Annotated in this window: 11 protein-coding genes; 3 read left to right on the forward strand and 8 right to left on the reverse strand. The window is 37.1% G+C overall.

Features of this window, described 5'->3' with window-relative positions:
- Nucleotides 1-80: 80 nt before the first annotated feature.
- Nucleotides 81-1,127 (reverse strand): histidinol-phosphate transaminase, encoded by a 1,047-nt coding sequence (gene hisC, locus IEX65_RS18380; RefSeq protein WP_188768033.1) that lies wholly within the window; start codon nucleotides 1,125-1,127, stop codon nucleotides 81-83.
- Nucleotides 1,128-1,362: 235 nt separating this feature from the next.
- Between hisC and hemF the strand changes: the two genes are divergently transcribed.
- Nucleotides 1,363-2,259, forward strand: coding sequence for an oxygen-dependent coproporphyrinogen oxidase (gene hemF, locus IEX65_RS18385; protein ID WP_188768034.1), 897 nt, complete (start codon nucleotides 1,363-1,365; stop codon nucleotides 2,257-2,259).
- A gap of 99 nt (nucleotides 2,260-2,358) precedes the next feature.
- Here hemF and IEX65_RS18390 read toward each other — a convergent pair whose 3' ends face one another.
- The 4 genes from IEX65_RS18390 to IEX65_RS18405 form a co-directional block, all read right to left on the reverse strand.
- The gene (locus IEX65_RS18390) at nucleotides 2,359-3,228 is read right to left on the reverse strand and encodes a glycoside hydrolase family 16 protein (RefSeq protein WP_188768035.1); all 870 of its coding nucleotides are present in this window, start codon (nucleotides 3,226-3,228) and stop codon (nucleotides 2,359-2,361) included.
- 21 nt (nucleotides 3,229-3,249) lie between these two features.
- The gene (locus IEX65_RS18395; protein ID WP_188768036.1) at nucleotides 3,250-5,133 is read right to left on the reverse strand and encodes a TlpA disulfide reductase family protein; all 1,884 of its coding nucleotides are present in this window, start codon (nucleotides 5,131-5,133) and stop codon (nucleotides 3,250-3,252) included.
- Nucleotides 5,134-5,269: 136 nt separating this feature from the next.
- Nucleotides 5,270-7,129 (reverse strand): TlpA disulfide reductase family protein, encoded by a 1,860-nt coding sequence (locus IEX65_RS18400; RefSeq protein WP_188768038.1) that lies wholly within the window; start codon nucleotides 7,127-7,129, stop codon nucleotides 5,270-5,272.
- A gap of 52 nt (nucleotides 7,130-7,181) precedes the next feature.
- Nucleotides 7,182-8,237, reverse strand: coding sequence for a LacI family DNA-binding transcriptional regulator (locus tag IEX65_RS18405; RefSeq protein WP_229250761.1), 1,056 nt, complete (start codon nucleotides 8,235-8,237; stop codon nucleotides 7,182-7,184).
- Nucleotides 8,238-8,361: 124 nt separating this feature from the next.
- Between IEX65_RS18405 and IEX65_RS18410 the strand changes: the two genes are divergently transcribed.
- A complete protein-coding gene (locus IEX65_RS18410) occupies nucleotides 8,362-9,405 on the forward strand; it encodes a DUF4249 domain-containing protein (RefSeq protein WP_188768040.1) in 1,044 nt (347 codons plus the stop codon).
- A 1-nt stretch (nucleotide 9,406) separates the two neighbouring features.
- On the opposite strand, the gene IEX65_RS18415 is transcribed toward IEX65_RS18410, so the two are convergent.
- The 3 genes from IEX65_RS18415 to IEX65_RS18425 form a co-directional block, all read right to left on the reverse strand.
- Nucleotides 9,407-9,928, reverse strand: a complete 522-nt coding sequence (locus IEX65_RS18415) for an RES family NAD+ phosphorylase (RefSeq protein ID WP_188768042.1) — start codon at nucleotides 9,926-9,928, stop codon at nucleotides 9,407-9,409.
- Nucleotides 9,929-10,339: an Xre family toxin-antitoxin system antitoxin gene (locus tag IEX65_RS18420; RefSeq protein WP_188768044.1), complete on the reverse strand. Its 411-nt coding sequence runs from the start codon at nucleotides 10,337-10,339 to the stop codon at nucleotides 9,929-9,931.
- A 163-nt stretch (nucleotides 10,340-10,502) separates the two neighbouring features.
- Nucleotides 10,503-11,084 (reverse strand): hypothetical protein, encoded by a 582-nt coding sequence (locus tag IEX65_RS18425; protein ID WP_188768046.1) that lies wholly within the window; start codon nucleotides 11,082-11,084, stop codon nucleotides 10,503-10,505.
- A gap of 243 nt (nucleotides 11,085-11,327) precedes the next feature.
- Between IEX65_RS18425 and htpG the strand changes: the two genes are divergently transcribed.
- A complete protein-coding gene (htpG, locus tag IEX65_RS18430; RefSeq protein WP_188768048.1) occupies nucleotides 11,328-13,136 on the forward strand; it encodes a molecular chaperone HtpG in 1,809 nt (602 codons plus the stop codon).
- Nucleotides 13,137-13,315 lie beyond the last annotated feature (179 nt).

Raw genomic sequence — 13,315 nt, forward strand, 5'->3', positions numbered from 1 at the left:
CTAATGTAATAAACTCTTTATAAAAAAATACCTAACGCTACTAAAAACGTTAGGTATCAATAAACATTAAAGCTAAAATATTAATATTTCTTCAAAGCCTTCAAAAGTATCTCATTTTCTTTTTTTGTACCGACTGAGATGCGGATACAATTTTCACACAAAATAACGCTTGAACGAAGGCGAGTAATGATTTTTTGCTCAATTAGATAATGAAAAATAGCATTAGCGTCAGTAAATTTTACCAAAAGCTGATTGGAGTCTGATGGGAAAATGTGCTTCACGATGCTTAAATCGGCCAGTTTTTTGTGCAAACGTTCACGTTCTTTTAGTACTTGTTTTACGTATTTATCTTTTTTCTCTTCTTTCCCCAATGCGGCATAAAGCAACTTTTGAGTTACACCATTGAGGTTATAAGGATACTTGATTTTATTCAAAATCTTGATGATTTCTTCCGAAGCAAAGGCCATTCCCAAACGTAATGCCGCCAATCCCCAAGCTTTAGAGAATGTTTGCATAACTACCAAATTTGGATATTTATCAAGTAGCTGAGTAAAAGATTCTTCGCTTGCAAAATCAATATAAGCTTCATCAACTACTACCAAGCCTGTTTTGAAATTATCCAAAATATGTAGAATTGAAGCTCGTTCGATGATATTTCCCGATGGATTGTTGGGTGAACAAATCCAGATAATTTTTGTGTTTGCATCAGCCGTTTCGAGTACCTTTTTCGTATCTACTTGAAAGTCGGGCGTGAGCGGGACTTGTTTTACTGCAATATTCTGTACATCAGCACAAACTTTATACATTCCGTAAGTGGGTGGCAAAATCAAGATATTGTCTTGCTGAGGCTCACAAGTGGCACGAATCACCAAATCAATGGCTTCATCTGAGCCATTACCCAAGAAAATTTGCGTTGGACGCACTTTCTTAATTGTGGCCAATTTTTCTTTTACAACCGATTGATAAGGGTCTGGATAACGATTATAATTTCCCGAAATTACTGAGCCAAAAGGGTTTTCGTTCGCATCGAGAAATGTACCTTCCGAACCCGAATACTCATCACGAGCAGACGAATAGGGCGTAAGCGAAAGAATATGTGGACGAATAACTTTACTTAATGAAAACATGAGGCGAATGACGATTTACGAATGACGATTTACGATTTACGAATTTCAGTTCGATAGCGTATCTTACATCATTGCAATTTTTATGAATATTGAAAGTACTTGTTTGGTAGTTAAAATGCTGATATTAAGGGTTTTGAAGAATTCGTAATTCGTAATTCATAATTCGTAATTACATTAATCTTTAAAACTTTTCAATCTTAATTCTAACTTTGTTACAAAATTTCAAAAGAATCTTATGTTATCCAAAGAAAATATTGCCGAATACTTCAAAACCCTGCAAGATACTATTTGTCAAGCCCTCGAAGCTACCGATGGAAAAGGCAAATTTCAAGAAGATAATTGGCAGCATCACAGTGGCGGTGGCGGTCGAACTCGTGTAATAACCAACGGAAATATCATCGAAAAAGGCGGAGTGAATTTTTCGGTCGTTACGGGCGAAACCTCTGATGCTTTACAGAAGCAGTTAAAACTCGACGAAAAAGCCGACTATTTTGCTACTGGTGTAAGTATTGTTCAGCACCCTGTGAGTCCGATGGTGCCGATTATTCACATGAATGTGCGATATTTCGAGATGTCGAATGGTATTTCATGGTTTGGTGGTGGTATTGACCTTACTCCGCATTATGTGGTAGATGAAGATGCTCGTTGGTTTCATGAGCAACTCAAAAATGCTTGTGATAAGCACGATGCCGATGCTTATAAAAAATATAAAGAATGGGCCGATAATTATTTCTATATTCCGCACCGCCAAGAAACTCGTGGAGTAGGAGGGATTTTCTTTGATTATTTAAAACCACAAGACGCCACAGAAAAAGAAAAAACTTTTGATTTTGTAAAGTCAGTAGGCGAATCCTTTGCTCCAATTTATACCCATTTGATGGCAAAAAATGCTCAGATACCCTTCGGAGAAGAAGAAAAAACTTGGCAAATGTTGCGTCGTGGGCGTTACGTAGAGTTTAATTTGGCTTGGGATAGAGGTACAAAATTTGGACTCGAAACCAATGGCCGCACCGAGTCTATTCTGATGAGTCTGCCGCCTGTTGCCAACTGGGTGTATGATTACAAACCCCATGCCAACAGCCCCGAAGAACGTACATTGAGCTTGTTGAAAAAAGGAATTGATTGGATATGAATTAGTTAATGGTCAACTCGTTATTAGTAAATTGGTTTTATTGAAAATGCCCTCCGAAAATCTTTTCAGAGGGCATTTTTAATTATCCTGTTATAAGTTCTACTTGACTGCTGGATAAACTCTTACGTAGTCAACCTCCATACGTTGCGGAAAAATGCTGTCATCAATGCCTTGTTGACCACCCCAACTGCCACCAACGGCAATATTGAGTAAGATATGAAATTTCTTATCGAAAGGCCACTCCTGCCAAAGTTTACTTGGGCGATTGAATGTAAAATAAGGTTTTCCATCAAGTTCAATCGTTATTTTGTCGGGTAGCCATTCGCAAGCATACACATGAAAATTATCTGACACATCACTTTCGGCCACTATGTTATTGCCTTTATTGGTGCCAATCGAATGATTGAACGCCTTTGTATGGATGTTTCCATGAATACGATTTTGGTCGAAACCTACGTGTTCGATGATGTCAATTTCGCCGTTATCTGGCCAATAACTCGCTCCGTAGTTTTGTTCGGTTGCAAGCATCCAAGCGGCTGGCCAAGTACCACGACCTTTTGGTAATTTGGCTTTTATTTCAATTCTTCCGTACAGGAAATCGCCTTTTCCTTTACTTACCAAGCGTGCCGAAGAATAATTACGACCTTCGTACCTTTCTTTGATGGCTTCAATAATTAACTTCCCATCTTCTACACGAGCATTTTTTAATTCTTTCGAGTAGTATTGACTTTCCTGATTTCCCCAGCCATCACCGCCAATGTCATAACTCCATTTTTTTGAGTCAGGCAAGCCTTTGTAATCAAATTCATCCGCCCAAACTGGCGTAGATTTATCAATTTTGTATTCAACTTCTACTGGTGGTATTGTGGGCGTACTGACGGGTGTTGGTGCTTCGTTTGGTGTTTTCTGACAAGCTACGTAGAGTAGCAGTACTGCCGTAGAAGTAAGGGTTAAGGTTTGCTTTTGCATGAGTTTTTTTTAGGTTGAATTTTATCTTTGACTTAATAAGGTATCAATCATTAAAGAAAGTTCGTTTACCAGATTTTCTTTATTTCCGCTATAACCAACACTTTTGAAACGAACTTTTCCATTGGAGTCTATTACGAATTTAGTTGGTATTCCCTCTACTTTATATTTAGCTACTAATTTACTATCAACATCTAAAAGTACGGTCAAATCATCATATTTTTTATCAGAAATTAGTTTCTTGACCTTCGATAAATAATCTTCATCATCTTCCAATGTGTCAATAAATAAGAATTTCACCTTTGGGTTATCTTTATATTTTCGCTGGACTTCTTGCATCCCTGGCATTGATGCAAGGCAAGGACCGCACCAAGTAGCCCAAAAATCAACAATTATAATCTTATCTTTTAGAGATGCTAAACTAACCATATTGCCCATGAGGTCTTTCAGTTCAAATGGTGCTGCATCTTCTTCAAACATAGTTGCCATTATGTCTTTATTCTGTTTGGCTTTCATAATGGTTTCAAGTGATGAAACATAATTACTTAAACCTTTTTTGCCGTGTTTCTTAATGTAGATTTCTTTTAAAATCTCTTTTATTTTTTCGGTAGATTTCGCCTCTTTCATGAATAACTCACCCATTCTTTGTGCTTCTTCCAGATGTTTAGTTTGATAAGCCGATAGAATGAATCTTTCATTCACTTCAAATTGCGTATTTTCTATTTCTGCGGGTATTGCTTTTTTAAAAGCTTCGTAGGCTTCCTGCTTTTTTCCGAGTTTATCTAAAATATAACCATTGGTATCATAGTACGAATGAAGTGCAGCCGAGGTTCTTTTGTTATTATTTTGTTGATTTTCCAAGATTTGCAGTTCAATCGCTTTATCCGAAAACTCTTTTGCTGTACCTAACTCCCAACTCGCTTCTGCCATTTTCCATGCAATAGAGTTATATGTGTCAGCTTTCGATTCTATTGGGGATGGAGCAGGGTCTAAATATTTCTTGATACCACTTTTCAGTTTGTTAATTTCCTTTGTATCGACATAAGCATGTATTAGAGAAAAGCCTAACTCTGGCAAAAGAGGTGATTCTGACATGTTTTTTTCAAAATCTTCAAACAGTAGCATCCGCTTTTCAGCATCTCGTTCCTGCATTATTGAACTGTATTTTTCAAATTGAGCAAAGTCACCTTTCGGTGATTTTTCAATCAGAGTTTTAACTATTGGTATTGCTTTATCTTTTTTGCCAATTCGTCGATAAAGATAGATGATGCTGCTCATTTCTGTCTCACTGAGTGCTTGAGAACCTTCCAAACGACTATCTAACCCTTTTTCAATCAACTCTTTATCACCGTCTTTTTTTCGCTCAATGATAGTCCAATAGTAGGGTATCCAAACTACTTCTTTTAAGTCAGTAAATCTTGCAAAGTCTTTTTCATAAAGTTCAATTTGCTCAGAATAATCATTTTTCAAATCAAAAGATGAGTTATAGTATCCAATGTTTTTAGCTATAGCCAACCCAACATAAGCTCCTTTTACAGGTAAATCATTTGTATCATAGGCTAATACAGAATATCCATTTTTATCATTATTATCCATTTCATTAGAACTTGGGTCAAGAAGTGTTATTAAAATTCCCAGTTTGTCTTTTTCTAATATTATACTTCCCTTCCAAATGTTTTCTTCTTGAGTTAAATCAATTGAAAAAGGTTTTGATTTCATGGGAGAGTTTGACTCTAAAAGAATGATTTGTGCTTTAATCATCTTCGACTTTGAAAGATTGACTGATGGCTTGTAGGTAAACTGAATAGTTTCACCAGATTTGGGCTTTTCATTTGAGAAGGTAACTTGTGCGTTTGAGCATAGCGATAATAGCAATACCGCCAAGAGTAAGCCAATGGATTTTTTCATTAGTAAATTTAAATTAAGTGGAAATGATTTAATAGCCAGTTTGCAATAAAGTCATATTACTAACGCTGCCGCATTTGCTGATAAGATTTGTTTTGCATGGGTTTTAGATTGAATGAGTAATATATTTAAGTTACTATCATTTTTTAGATTCCTTTAAAAGTGTGTCAATCATCAATGAAACTTCTTCTACGATTTCCTCGGTTTCATCTGACGAACCTCTTCTTTTGAAACGAATATTCCCTTCGGTATCAATCACAAATTTTGTAGGAATGGCTTCTACTTTATAAGACGTAACAATCTTGCTATCGACATCAACTGGTACAGTAAAGTCAGTATATTTTTTATCAGTAATTAGTTTTTTTACTTTGGGTAGATAATCATTTCCTTGTTCCCAAGTATTGATAAACAGAAACTTAACGTTTGGATTATTCTTATATTTTTCTTGTGCTTTCTGCATTCCAGGAAAAGACCTAATGCAAGGCCCACACCACGTTGCCCAAAAATCAAGTATTACCACTTTTCCTCGCAAATCAGTCAAGTTAATATTTTTGCCCGAAAGGTCTTTTAATTCAAAGTTTGGGGCGGTTTCTGATATCATCTGAGATAAAATTTCATTTTTATTCTTCTCTTTGATATTTTGTTCAAGCGATGAAATGTAAGCTTCACCCCCTTTTTTACCATTATCCTTGATGTACAAGTTTTTTATAACCGTTCGTATTTTTTCGGTCGATTTTCCTGCCTTTATGAAAGCTTCGCCCTTTGTCTTTGCTTCATCGGTTTGCCCTAACTTGATTGCCAATAGTATGTAGCTTTCATTGACTTTACTGCTCCACTCTTCGGGAGTATTACCAAGTGCCAATTTGTAGTTTTCGAGGGCTTCTTTTAAGCGTCCTTGTTTTTCGAGAATGGTGGCGTAAGTGTCTCTAAATATTAGGTCATAAGGCCTATTCGATTTTGGTAATTTCTTTTTTTCTGCTTCGTATGCTTCAATTGATTTGAGTGAAAAAGCTTCTGCAGTTTTTAAATCTAAGTTTTTTTCAGCCATTTTCGAAGCCACACTATTATAAAACATCGCATCAACCTTCGCTTCATATTTACGAACCAATTGCTTCAATTTGGCAGTATCTTTTCTATCAACGTAAATATTAGCAATAAAACCAGCAGATAAATAAAGTGATACTGCATTTGGGAAGTCTTTTTCAAAACTTTCAAATAATGCCAGTTTTTTATCGGCATCATTTTCTTCGATTATTTGACGTGAGCGTTCTTGCTGTGCAAAAAATCCCTTAGGTTCTTTTTCAATTAATAAGGTATGATACTTTTCTGCTTTTTTATTCCCAGTCAATGAATAGAGTGACCATATCTGCATTAATTCGTTTGCTTTTAAATCTGCATTATCTCCATATTTTGCGGTTAATTCCGACTCAATGGTTTCTTTATATCCTTCCTTTTTACTGATTCCAAGCAAAGATAAATACATCATTAGCACATCTTTTTTTAGTTCAGAATGGCTTTGAAACTCTTTTTCCATCAAAACTACCTGATTTGTTATATCTTTTGCAAATTTGAATGATGGGTGAGTGTTAGCATAACCATAGTTCATAGCTAAACCCAAATAAGCACCTTTCACAGGGTTTTGGAGAGAATCATGTAGTAAAATTACATATCCTTTATCTTTATTAGTGTCGAATATTTTATCGGTAGAATCTCTAAATGCCATTAATACACCAACTGTTTCTTTTGAATTGAGATTAATTTCTCCTCGCCACTCTTGACCATTTCTTTGTAGTGTAATGGTTTTTGGTGCTGTAAATGCAAGTTTTTCACTAAAGAAAAAAGCACTTGCCTTGATGGTTGAAAGATTTGCCAAAGGACTTTGTGAAGGGTTATAAATAAAACTTACAGTTTCTCCAAATTTAGGTTTGTCATTTGAAAAACGTACTTGTGCATTTGAGAATAGAGGTAACAAGAAAAAGATTGTGAGTAACTTTCTCATCGAAATAATAGGGTTTTTAGGTGGATAAAGTTTTTATAAAATAGTTTTTATTTTACCTTTTTGAAGACTCCCGAATAACAAGTTTTGAAGCTAAAACTTTACTATCCAGTACTTTATTGTTCAATTGCCCCAAAAGAAGTTCGGAAGCCTCTAAGCCTATCTGACGACTTTGACGCTGTACTGAACTTAATGGTGGAGATAAGTATTGGGCAATCGGCGAGTCATCGAAGCCAACAAGGGCGATTTCTTGCGGAATATGCAGATTACGCTCTCGGATAACCGACATCGCACCGATACAAACATGGTCGTTTACACCAAAAATAGCATCGGGTCTTTCGGGTAAATCCAATAAATATTTGGTAGGTTCTATGGCACTTTCAACTTCAAAATTGGTTGTGCAAACTAAAGTTTCATCTACTGGTAGATTATGTTTCAGCAAACAATCTCGGTAGCCGTTGAATCTGTATTCTGACACCGTCAAGCCTTTTGGTCCACGCAAATGTGCAATTCGACGGCAACCAATTTCTATTAAATGCTGAGTAGCCATAAATGCTCCGTCATAATCATCAACGATTACGCCATTGGCCAAGGCTGCATCATATTTGCGGTCGATATAGACCAACGGAATGTCTCGTCTGACCACCTTCTCGATATGCTCATAGTGTCCGCCATCATAGGTTTCCTGCGAAATTGACAAGAAAATACCATCCACCCGATTGGCCAATAGGCGTTCGATGTATTGTTTTTCGAGTTCGTAGCTTTCGTTGGTTACACAAATATTAAGCAAATAGCCGAGTGGTTGGAAAGTAGATTGTAAGCCTTCGAGCATGGCCGACTCATGAAAATGATTGATATTGGGCAAAATAACTCCCAAGGTTTTAGACGATTTATTGAGCAAGCTCAACGAAATGATGTTTCGCTGATAGCCCATTCTTTCGGCGTATTCCTGAATCGTCTTGCGGGTTTCTTCATTAATCACGGGGTTATCGTTCAATGCTCTTGAAACCGTTGAGGGTGAGCATTTAAACTTTCGTGCAATGTCTTTAATCGTGATTATTTGAGAGTTATCTTTCACAGCGGCCAAAATCCTTGTTAATCTTATTCGCAAAGGTATATTTTTGAATTAAATTTTTATGTTTTTTCGAGAAAAATTGAATAGGATGTCGATAATTCGGTTAAAATATCTTTAATTTTGTTTACACTTAAATCGCTGATTTGTAGCCCACTAACTGATGTCGAAGCACAAACAAATACTTTTTACTCTACTGACTGTTTGGGCCTGTGCTTGTGTCGAACCTTTTGAAACACTCTCCGAAAACTCACTCAATAAATTGGTAGTTGATGCCACGCTTACCGACGAAGACATTCAACAAAAAATTAGTATTCATCAATCAATTACTAATGGAGAAATTGCTTTTAAAGAGCCTATCGCTAACCTGAAAGTTGAAATTGTAGTCAATCGGAAAGAAATGATTTCGTTGACACATCAAGGTGAAGGAATTTATGTTTTACCCGAAAATTTTAGAGCAAAAAGTGGAAATTCGTATAAACTTATTTTTCAGAAACCCGATGGCACAAAATACGAATCAACGGAGCAATTAATGCCCAAAGGGACAAAAGTTGACAGACTTTACGACTCATTTGAGGTCGATGGCATTGATAATGGTACAAAGAAGATTCCTGCTAATAATTTATATGTCGATTTTCAAGACCCTGCCAATGAACAAAATTATTATACATGGTCGTGGACACTTTGGGAACGCCAATTTGTGTGTCACACCGAGTTTTCGGTCGATTATTATTGCCGACAAAATTGCTGGGAAATTTTACGGAATGACACTTGGAATATTTTTAGTGATATTTATTCAAATGGCAAGCCTGTTCTAAATAAACTCGTTGCTCAAATTCCATATTATAATTACGATGGTGCTTTGGTTGAAATTAAGCAACTGGCTATTTCAGAAGAGGCATATAGATTTTTGAAAATACTTTCCGAACAAACCGAACGAACAGGAACTTTGGTCGATACTCCACCTGCGGCTATCATCGGAAACGTGAGAAATCTAACAAAAACTGAAGAACCCGTAGCGGGTTTTTTCATGGTAGGAAGTGCCAACACCATAAAATATTGGCTAAATCGAGAAAATGCACAAGGAAAAGCCAATCCAATTGGTTTATTAGGACGCAAGCCCAATCCTAATCGTTTTGGAGCTACTTCTGAATGTATCGAAGGCCCAACCCGAACGCCACAAAAACCTCAATGGTGGAAAGAGTGAGTTAGCTTTCGGTCATTTCATCAAATAGACTCGACATAAAGTTAGTATTATTTGGTGCTGAATATCTTTCATCAAAAATAAAAGGCTCTGATTGAATAATATTGACTTGTTTGATGTCGGGGTGTAGGGGATTGATAAGATAATTGAACGACATCGGAACAATGGCCGATGGCACTTGCAGTACCAATGATTGTTGCTCTTTTAGCCAAACTTCATTGGTATTTTGCGTAATTCCGTATTTTTGGTAGCTTCGCCAGCCTTCGGGTAAGGTTTCGATGGGTAGTTTAATAACACTTTCGTCAGGCACTTGAATCATTATCAGATTACACGAAGGAGGTGGCAGAAATTTCTGATGAATGATATACTCGCTGTGTGCGAGTTCGGGTGTGGCAGATGTGTAAATCAATGAAACTCCCACAGGATTCCAACGACCACCAGTAATACGAGCTCCTTCACCCGATAAAATATCTTCTCTCGAATGGGCATATTTTGTTCTTTGTAAACGATAAACTACCATAGACATTTAGATATATACTCCGTATTCAATACGTCCGAGTTCGTCCTCGACGAGTCGGATACCAGTGGTAGTATCGAGCATATCTAATGGAGATTTTTCGCCAAAAAGAACGTGTTGGTGTCGCACCCAGCGTTTGAATTTTTCGATGTCTTCAAACACCTCTTCGCCTTTTTTATAGAGTAAAAAAAGTTGCAAAAGCCTTTCGGTTGCTGCGGTATCAAGTACGGTTTCTGACTTGTATCGGTGATAAGTACGCTCCGAAATATTCAGTATGCGTGCCATTTCACGGTCGGTAAGTCCTACACCTTTTGCCATTACATCGGCCGAACGCTTCGGTAAACCTTTTTTTGCTAAAGCAATAATTTCCATCGGACTACTCAAACTCGCCACTGGATTTTGGTTTGTTTGTGTTGTCACTTTATTATATTAATGGGAAAGTAAAGCATTAATGTCACAAATATAACTGCCAAATGGCACACTTGCAAGTTTTAGAACAAAAAAAAGTGGAACACCTTAAAGGATGTGCCACTTTTTTGTAAAATTGAGGAAAACCAGTAACAAATAACCAGTTCACCAATAACTACTCCTGTCTCAAGCCACCACCAAAGAAAATACCCATCTTGATGGTGAGGTGATTTTGGTTAAGGTCAATTTTTTGTCCGTCAATGAGATTTCGTTGGCCAAAAATAAAGTTATAATCTGCCGAAAATCTGAAATGCCATAAATCAATACCTATACGTGGAGAAACCCCAAATTTGCTTCCACGAGCTATATCTGGGTACATTTCTCCTTGACTATATGATGCTGCTGTTGGTCGGTAAAGTCCAGCTCCAAGTCCAACTGTCGGTCGGAAATGCCCTTCGCCAATATGATAATCTGAAATAGCCAGAAGCGAACTAACCCAGCCCAGCGAGCCACCGTTATCCGAGGAAGCGTTTACTTTGAGTCTTCCCAGTACAGTGCCTTCCAAACGTAAACCTACTGATAAATTATCGTTGACTAAATATTTAGGTTCGGTATAAATTCCCAAGCCAAAACCGTAGTTTTTTGGGCGAGCGTAGTGCATACCAATATCCCATCTGAATGGCGTATGGTATTCGGCTTGTGCAAAAGATTCGGAAACGATAGCAAGAAATGAACAAATGATAAGAAATTTTTTCACGGTTGTTTTTGTGGTTGGTTTTAATAAAACTAATTAACCGAATAAACATCATTTCGGGCAAAATTAGTATATCTACTGAGTAATAATTTTTTATAAACTGACAATCTGTCAGTATTGTGGGCTTTGGAACAGCCTTTGATGAGTACGGATTGCCGAACCTCGACAAAGGTTTGTATGCAAAAATGTCAAAAACTGAGTAACGGATACTAATATTTCACTTTACATTATACATTAAAACATATCATGGTAGCTGAAAAAGGTACAATTTCGATTAACACGGAAAATATTTTTCCAATCATTAAAAAGTTTCTTTATTCTGACCACGAAATCTTCTTGCGTGAGTTGGTTTCAAACGCCGTTGATGCCACACAAAAATTAAAAAAATTGGCTTCGATGGGTGAGTTTAATGGAGAATTGGGCGATTTGACCATCAAAGTTTCGGTTGATAAAGAAGCAAAAACGATTACTATTTCTGACAAAGGAATTGGTATGAGTGCCGATGACATCAAGAAATATATCAACCAAATTGCTTTCTCTGGAGCGAAAGAATTCTTAGAAAAATACAAAGATACGCCTGATACTAACCAAATCATCGGTCAGTTTGGTTTAGGTTTTTATTCGGCATTTATGGTGTCGGAAAACGTAGAAATTATCTCAAAATCGTTCCGTGATGATGCTCCTGCTCGTTGGATTTGTGACGGTAGTACCGAGTTTGAAATCACTGAAGCCGAAAAAGCAGAACGTGGAACTGATATTATCTTGCACGTAGCAGCCGACTCTGAAGAGTTCTTAGATAATTTCAGAATTAGCGGAATTCTTGAAAAATACGCTAAATTCTTGCCAGTTGAAATCGAATTTGATGGTAAAGTAATTAATAACCCAAATCCGATTTGGACAAAATCTCCGTCAGAATTAACCGATGAAGATTACAAGGCTTTCTACAAAGAACTATATCCGTTTGGCGAAGAACCACTTTTCTGGATTCACCTCAACGTTGACTATCCATTCAACTTAACGGGTGTATTATACTTCCCGAAAATCAAGAAAGACTTTCAGCTTAATCGTGATAAAGTACAATTATACAGCCGTCAGGTATTTATCACTGATGATGTAAAAGACGTCGTGCCAGAATTCTTGCAGATGCTTCACGGGGTGATTGACTCTCCAGATATTCCTTTGAATGTTTCTCGTAGTTATTTGCAAGCCGATGGAAATGTGAAGAAAATCAATTCGCACATCACTAAAAAAGTTGCTGATAAATTACAAGAAATCTTCCGTAACGACCGCACAGGTTTTGAAGAAAAATGGGAAAGTGTGGGTGTATTCGTGAAATACGGAATCGTTTCAGATGATAAATTCTATGACCGTGCAAAAGAGTTTATCTTATTGAAAAATGTTGAAAGTAAGCATTTTACACTCGACGAATACCGTGAAAAAGTACAGGCGATTCAGACCAACAAAGATGAAAGCGTGGTGTTCTTGTATGCCAATGATGTAAATCAACAAGATGCTTTCATTGCATCGGCTAAAAAGCGTGAATACGATGTGTTGGTGATGGATTCGCCGTTGGATGCTCACTTTATCAATGCTTTGGAGTCGAAACTCGAAAAAACAACTTTCAAGCGTGTTGACTCTGACAGTATCGACAAACTGATTGATAAAGGTCTAAATCTTGAAAGTGTTTTGAGCGATGATGAGAAGAAAAAAGTAGAGGAATTGTTTAAGGAAGTTGCAGGGGCAAACACGATTCAATTAGAGTCGCTGCCAGCCGATGAAGTTCCTGTAACAATCGTACAGCCAGAATTTATGCGTCGTTGGAAAGATATGCAACGCATCAGCGGGCAAGGAGATATGTTTGGCTCGATGCCAATGCCAAACAACGTGGTTGTTAACTCAAACCACAGTTTGATTGCTAAATTATTAAAAACCGAAGATGCAGATGCCCAAAAAGCACTAACGAAGCAACTATACGATTTAGGATTATTGGCACAAGGAATGCTAACTGGTGCTGATTTGACGAAGTTTGTAGAGCGTACGGTAGCGGCTTTGTAAGAGACGGTTTATGATAAATAAAAAGTCCTCACTTGATTCATATATCTCGTGAGGACTTTTTAATAAATTAGGTTGTCTGACATTTATTGTTGTTGCGATGAAGAGACAAGGCATTTGCCGAGCGAAGTAGGGTTATACCTGTAAAAAGCGAAACTTGATTGTGCCTGTTGGTACAATAT

The organism is Emticicia aquatilis, from assembly GCF_014644295.1.
GTDB lineage: Bacteria > Bacteroidota > Bacteroidia > Cytophagales > Spirosomataceae > Emticicia > Emticicia aquatilis.

What these genes read in the sequence shown, in the direction of transcription:
- hisC (WP_188768033.1), bottom strand. Translation starts at nt 1,127, where the DNA reads ATGTTTTCATTAAGTAAAGTTATTCGTCCACATATTCTTTCGCTTACG.
- hemF (WP_188768034.1), top strand. Translation starts at nt 1,363, where the DNA reads ATGTTATCCAAAGAAAATATTGCCGAATACTTCAAAACCCTGCAAGAT.
- IEX65_RS18390 (WP_188768035.1), bottom strand. Translation starts at nt 3,228, where the DNA reads ATGCAAAAGCAAACCTTAACCCTTACTTCTACGGCAGTACTGCTACTC.
- IEX65_RS18395 (WP_188768036.1), bottom strand. Translation starts at nt 5,133, where the DNA reads ATGAAAAAATCCATTGGCTTACTCTTGGCGGTATTGCTATTATCGCTA.
- IEX65_RS18400 (WP_188768038.1), bottom strand. Translation starts at nt 7,129, where the DNA reads ATGAGAAAGTTACTCACAATCTTTTTCTTGTTACCTCTATTCTCAAAT.
- IEX65_RS18410 (WP_188768040.1), top strand. Translation starts at nt 8,362, where the DNA reads ATGTCGAAGCACAAACAAATACTTTTTACTCTACTGACTGTTTGGGCC.
- IEX65_RS18415 (WP_188768042.1), bottom strand. Translation starts at nt 9,928, where the DNA reads ATGTCTATGGTAGTTTATCGTTTACAAAGAACAAAATATGCCCATTCG.
- htpG (WP_188768048.1), top strand. Translation starts at nt 11,328, where the DNA reads ATGGTAGCTGAAAAAGGTACAATTTCGATTAACACGGAAAATATTTTT.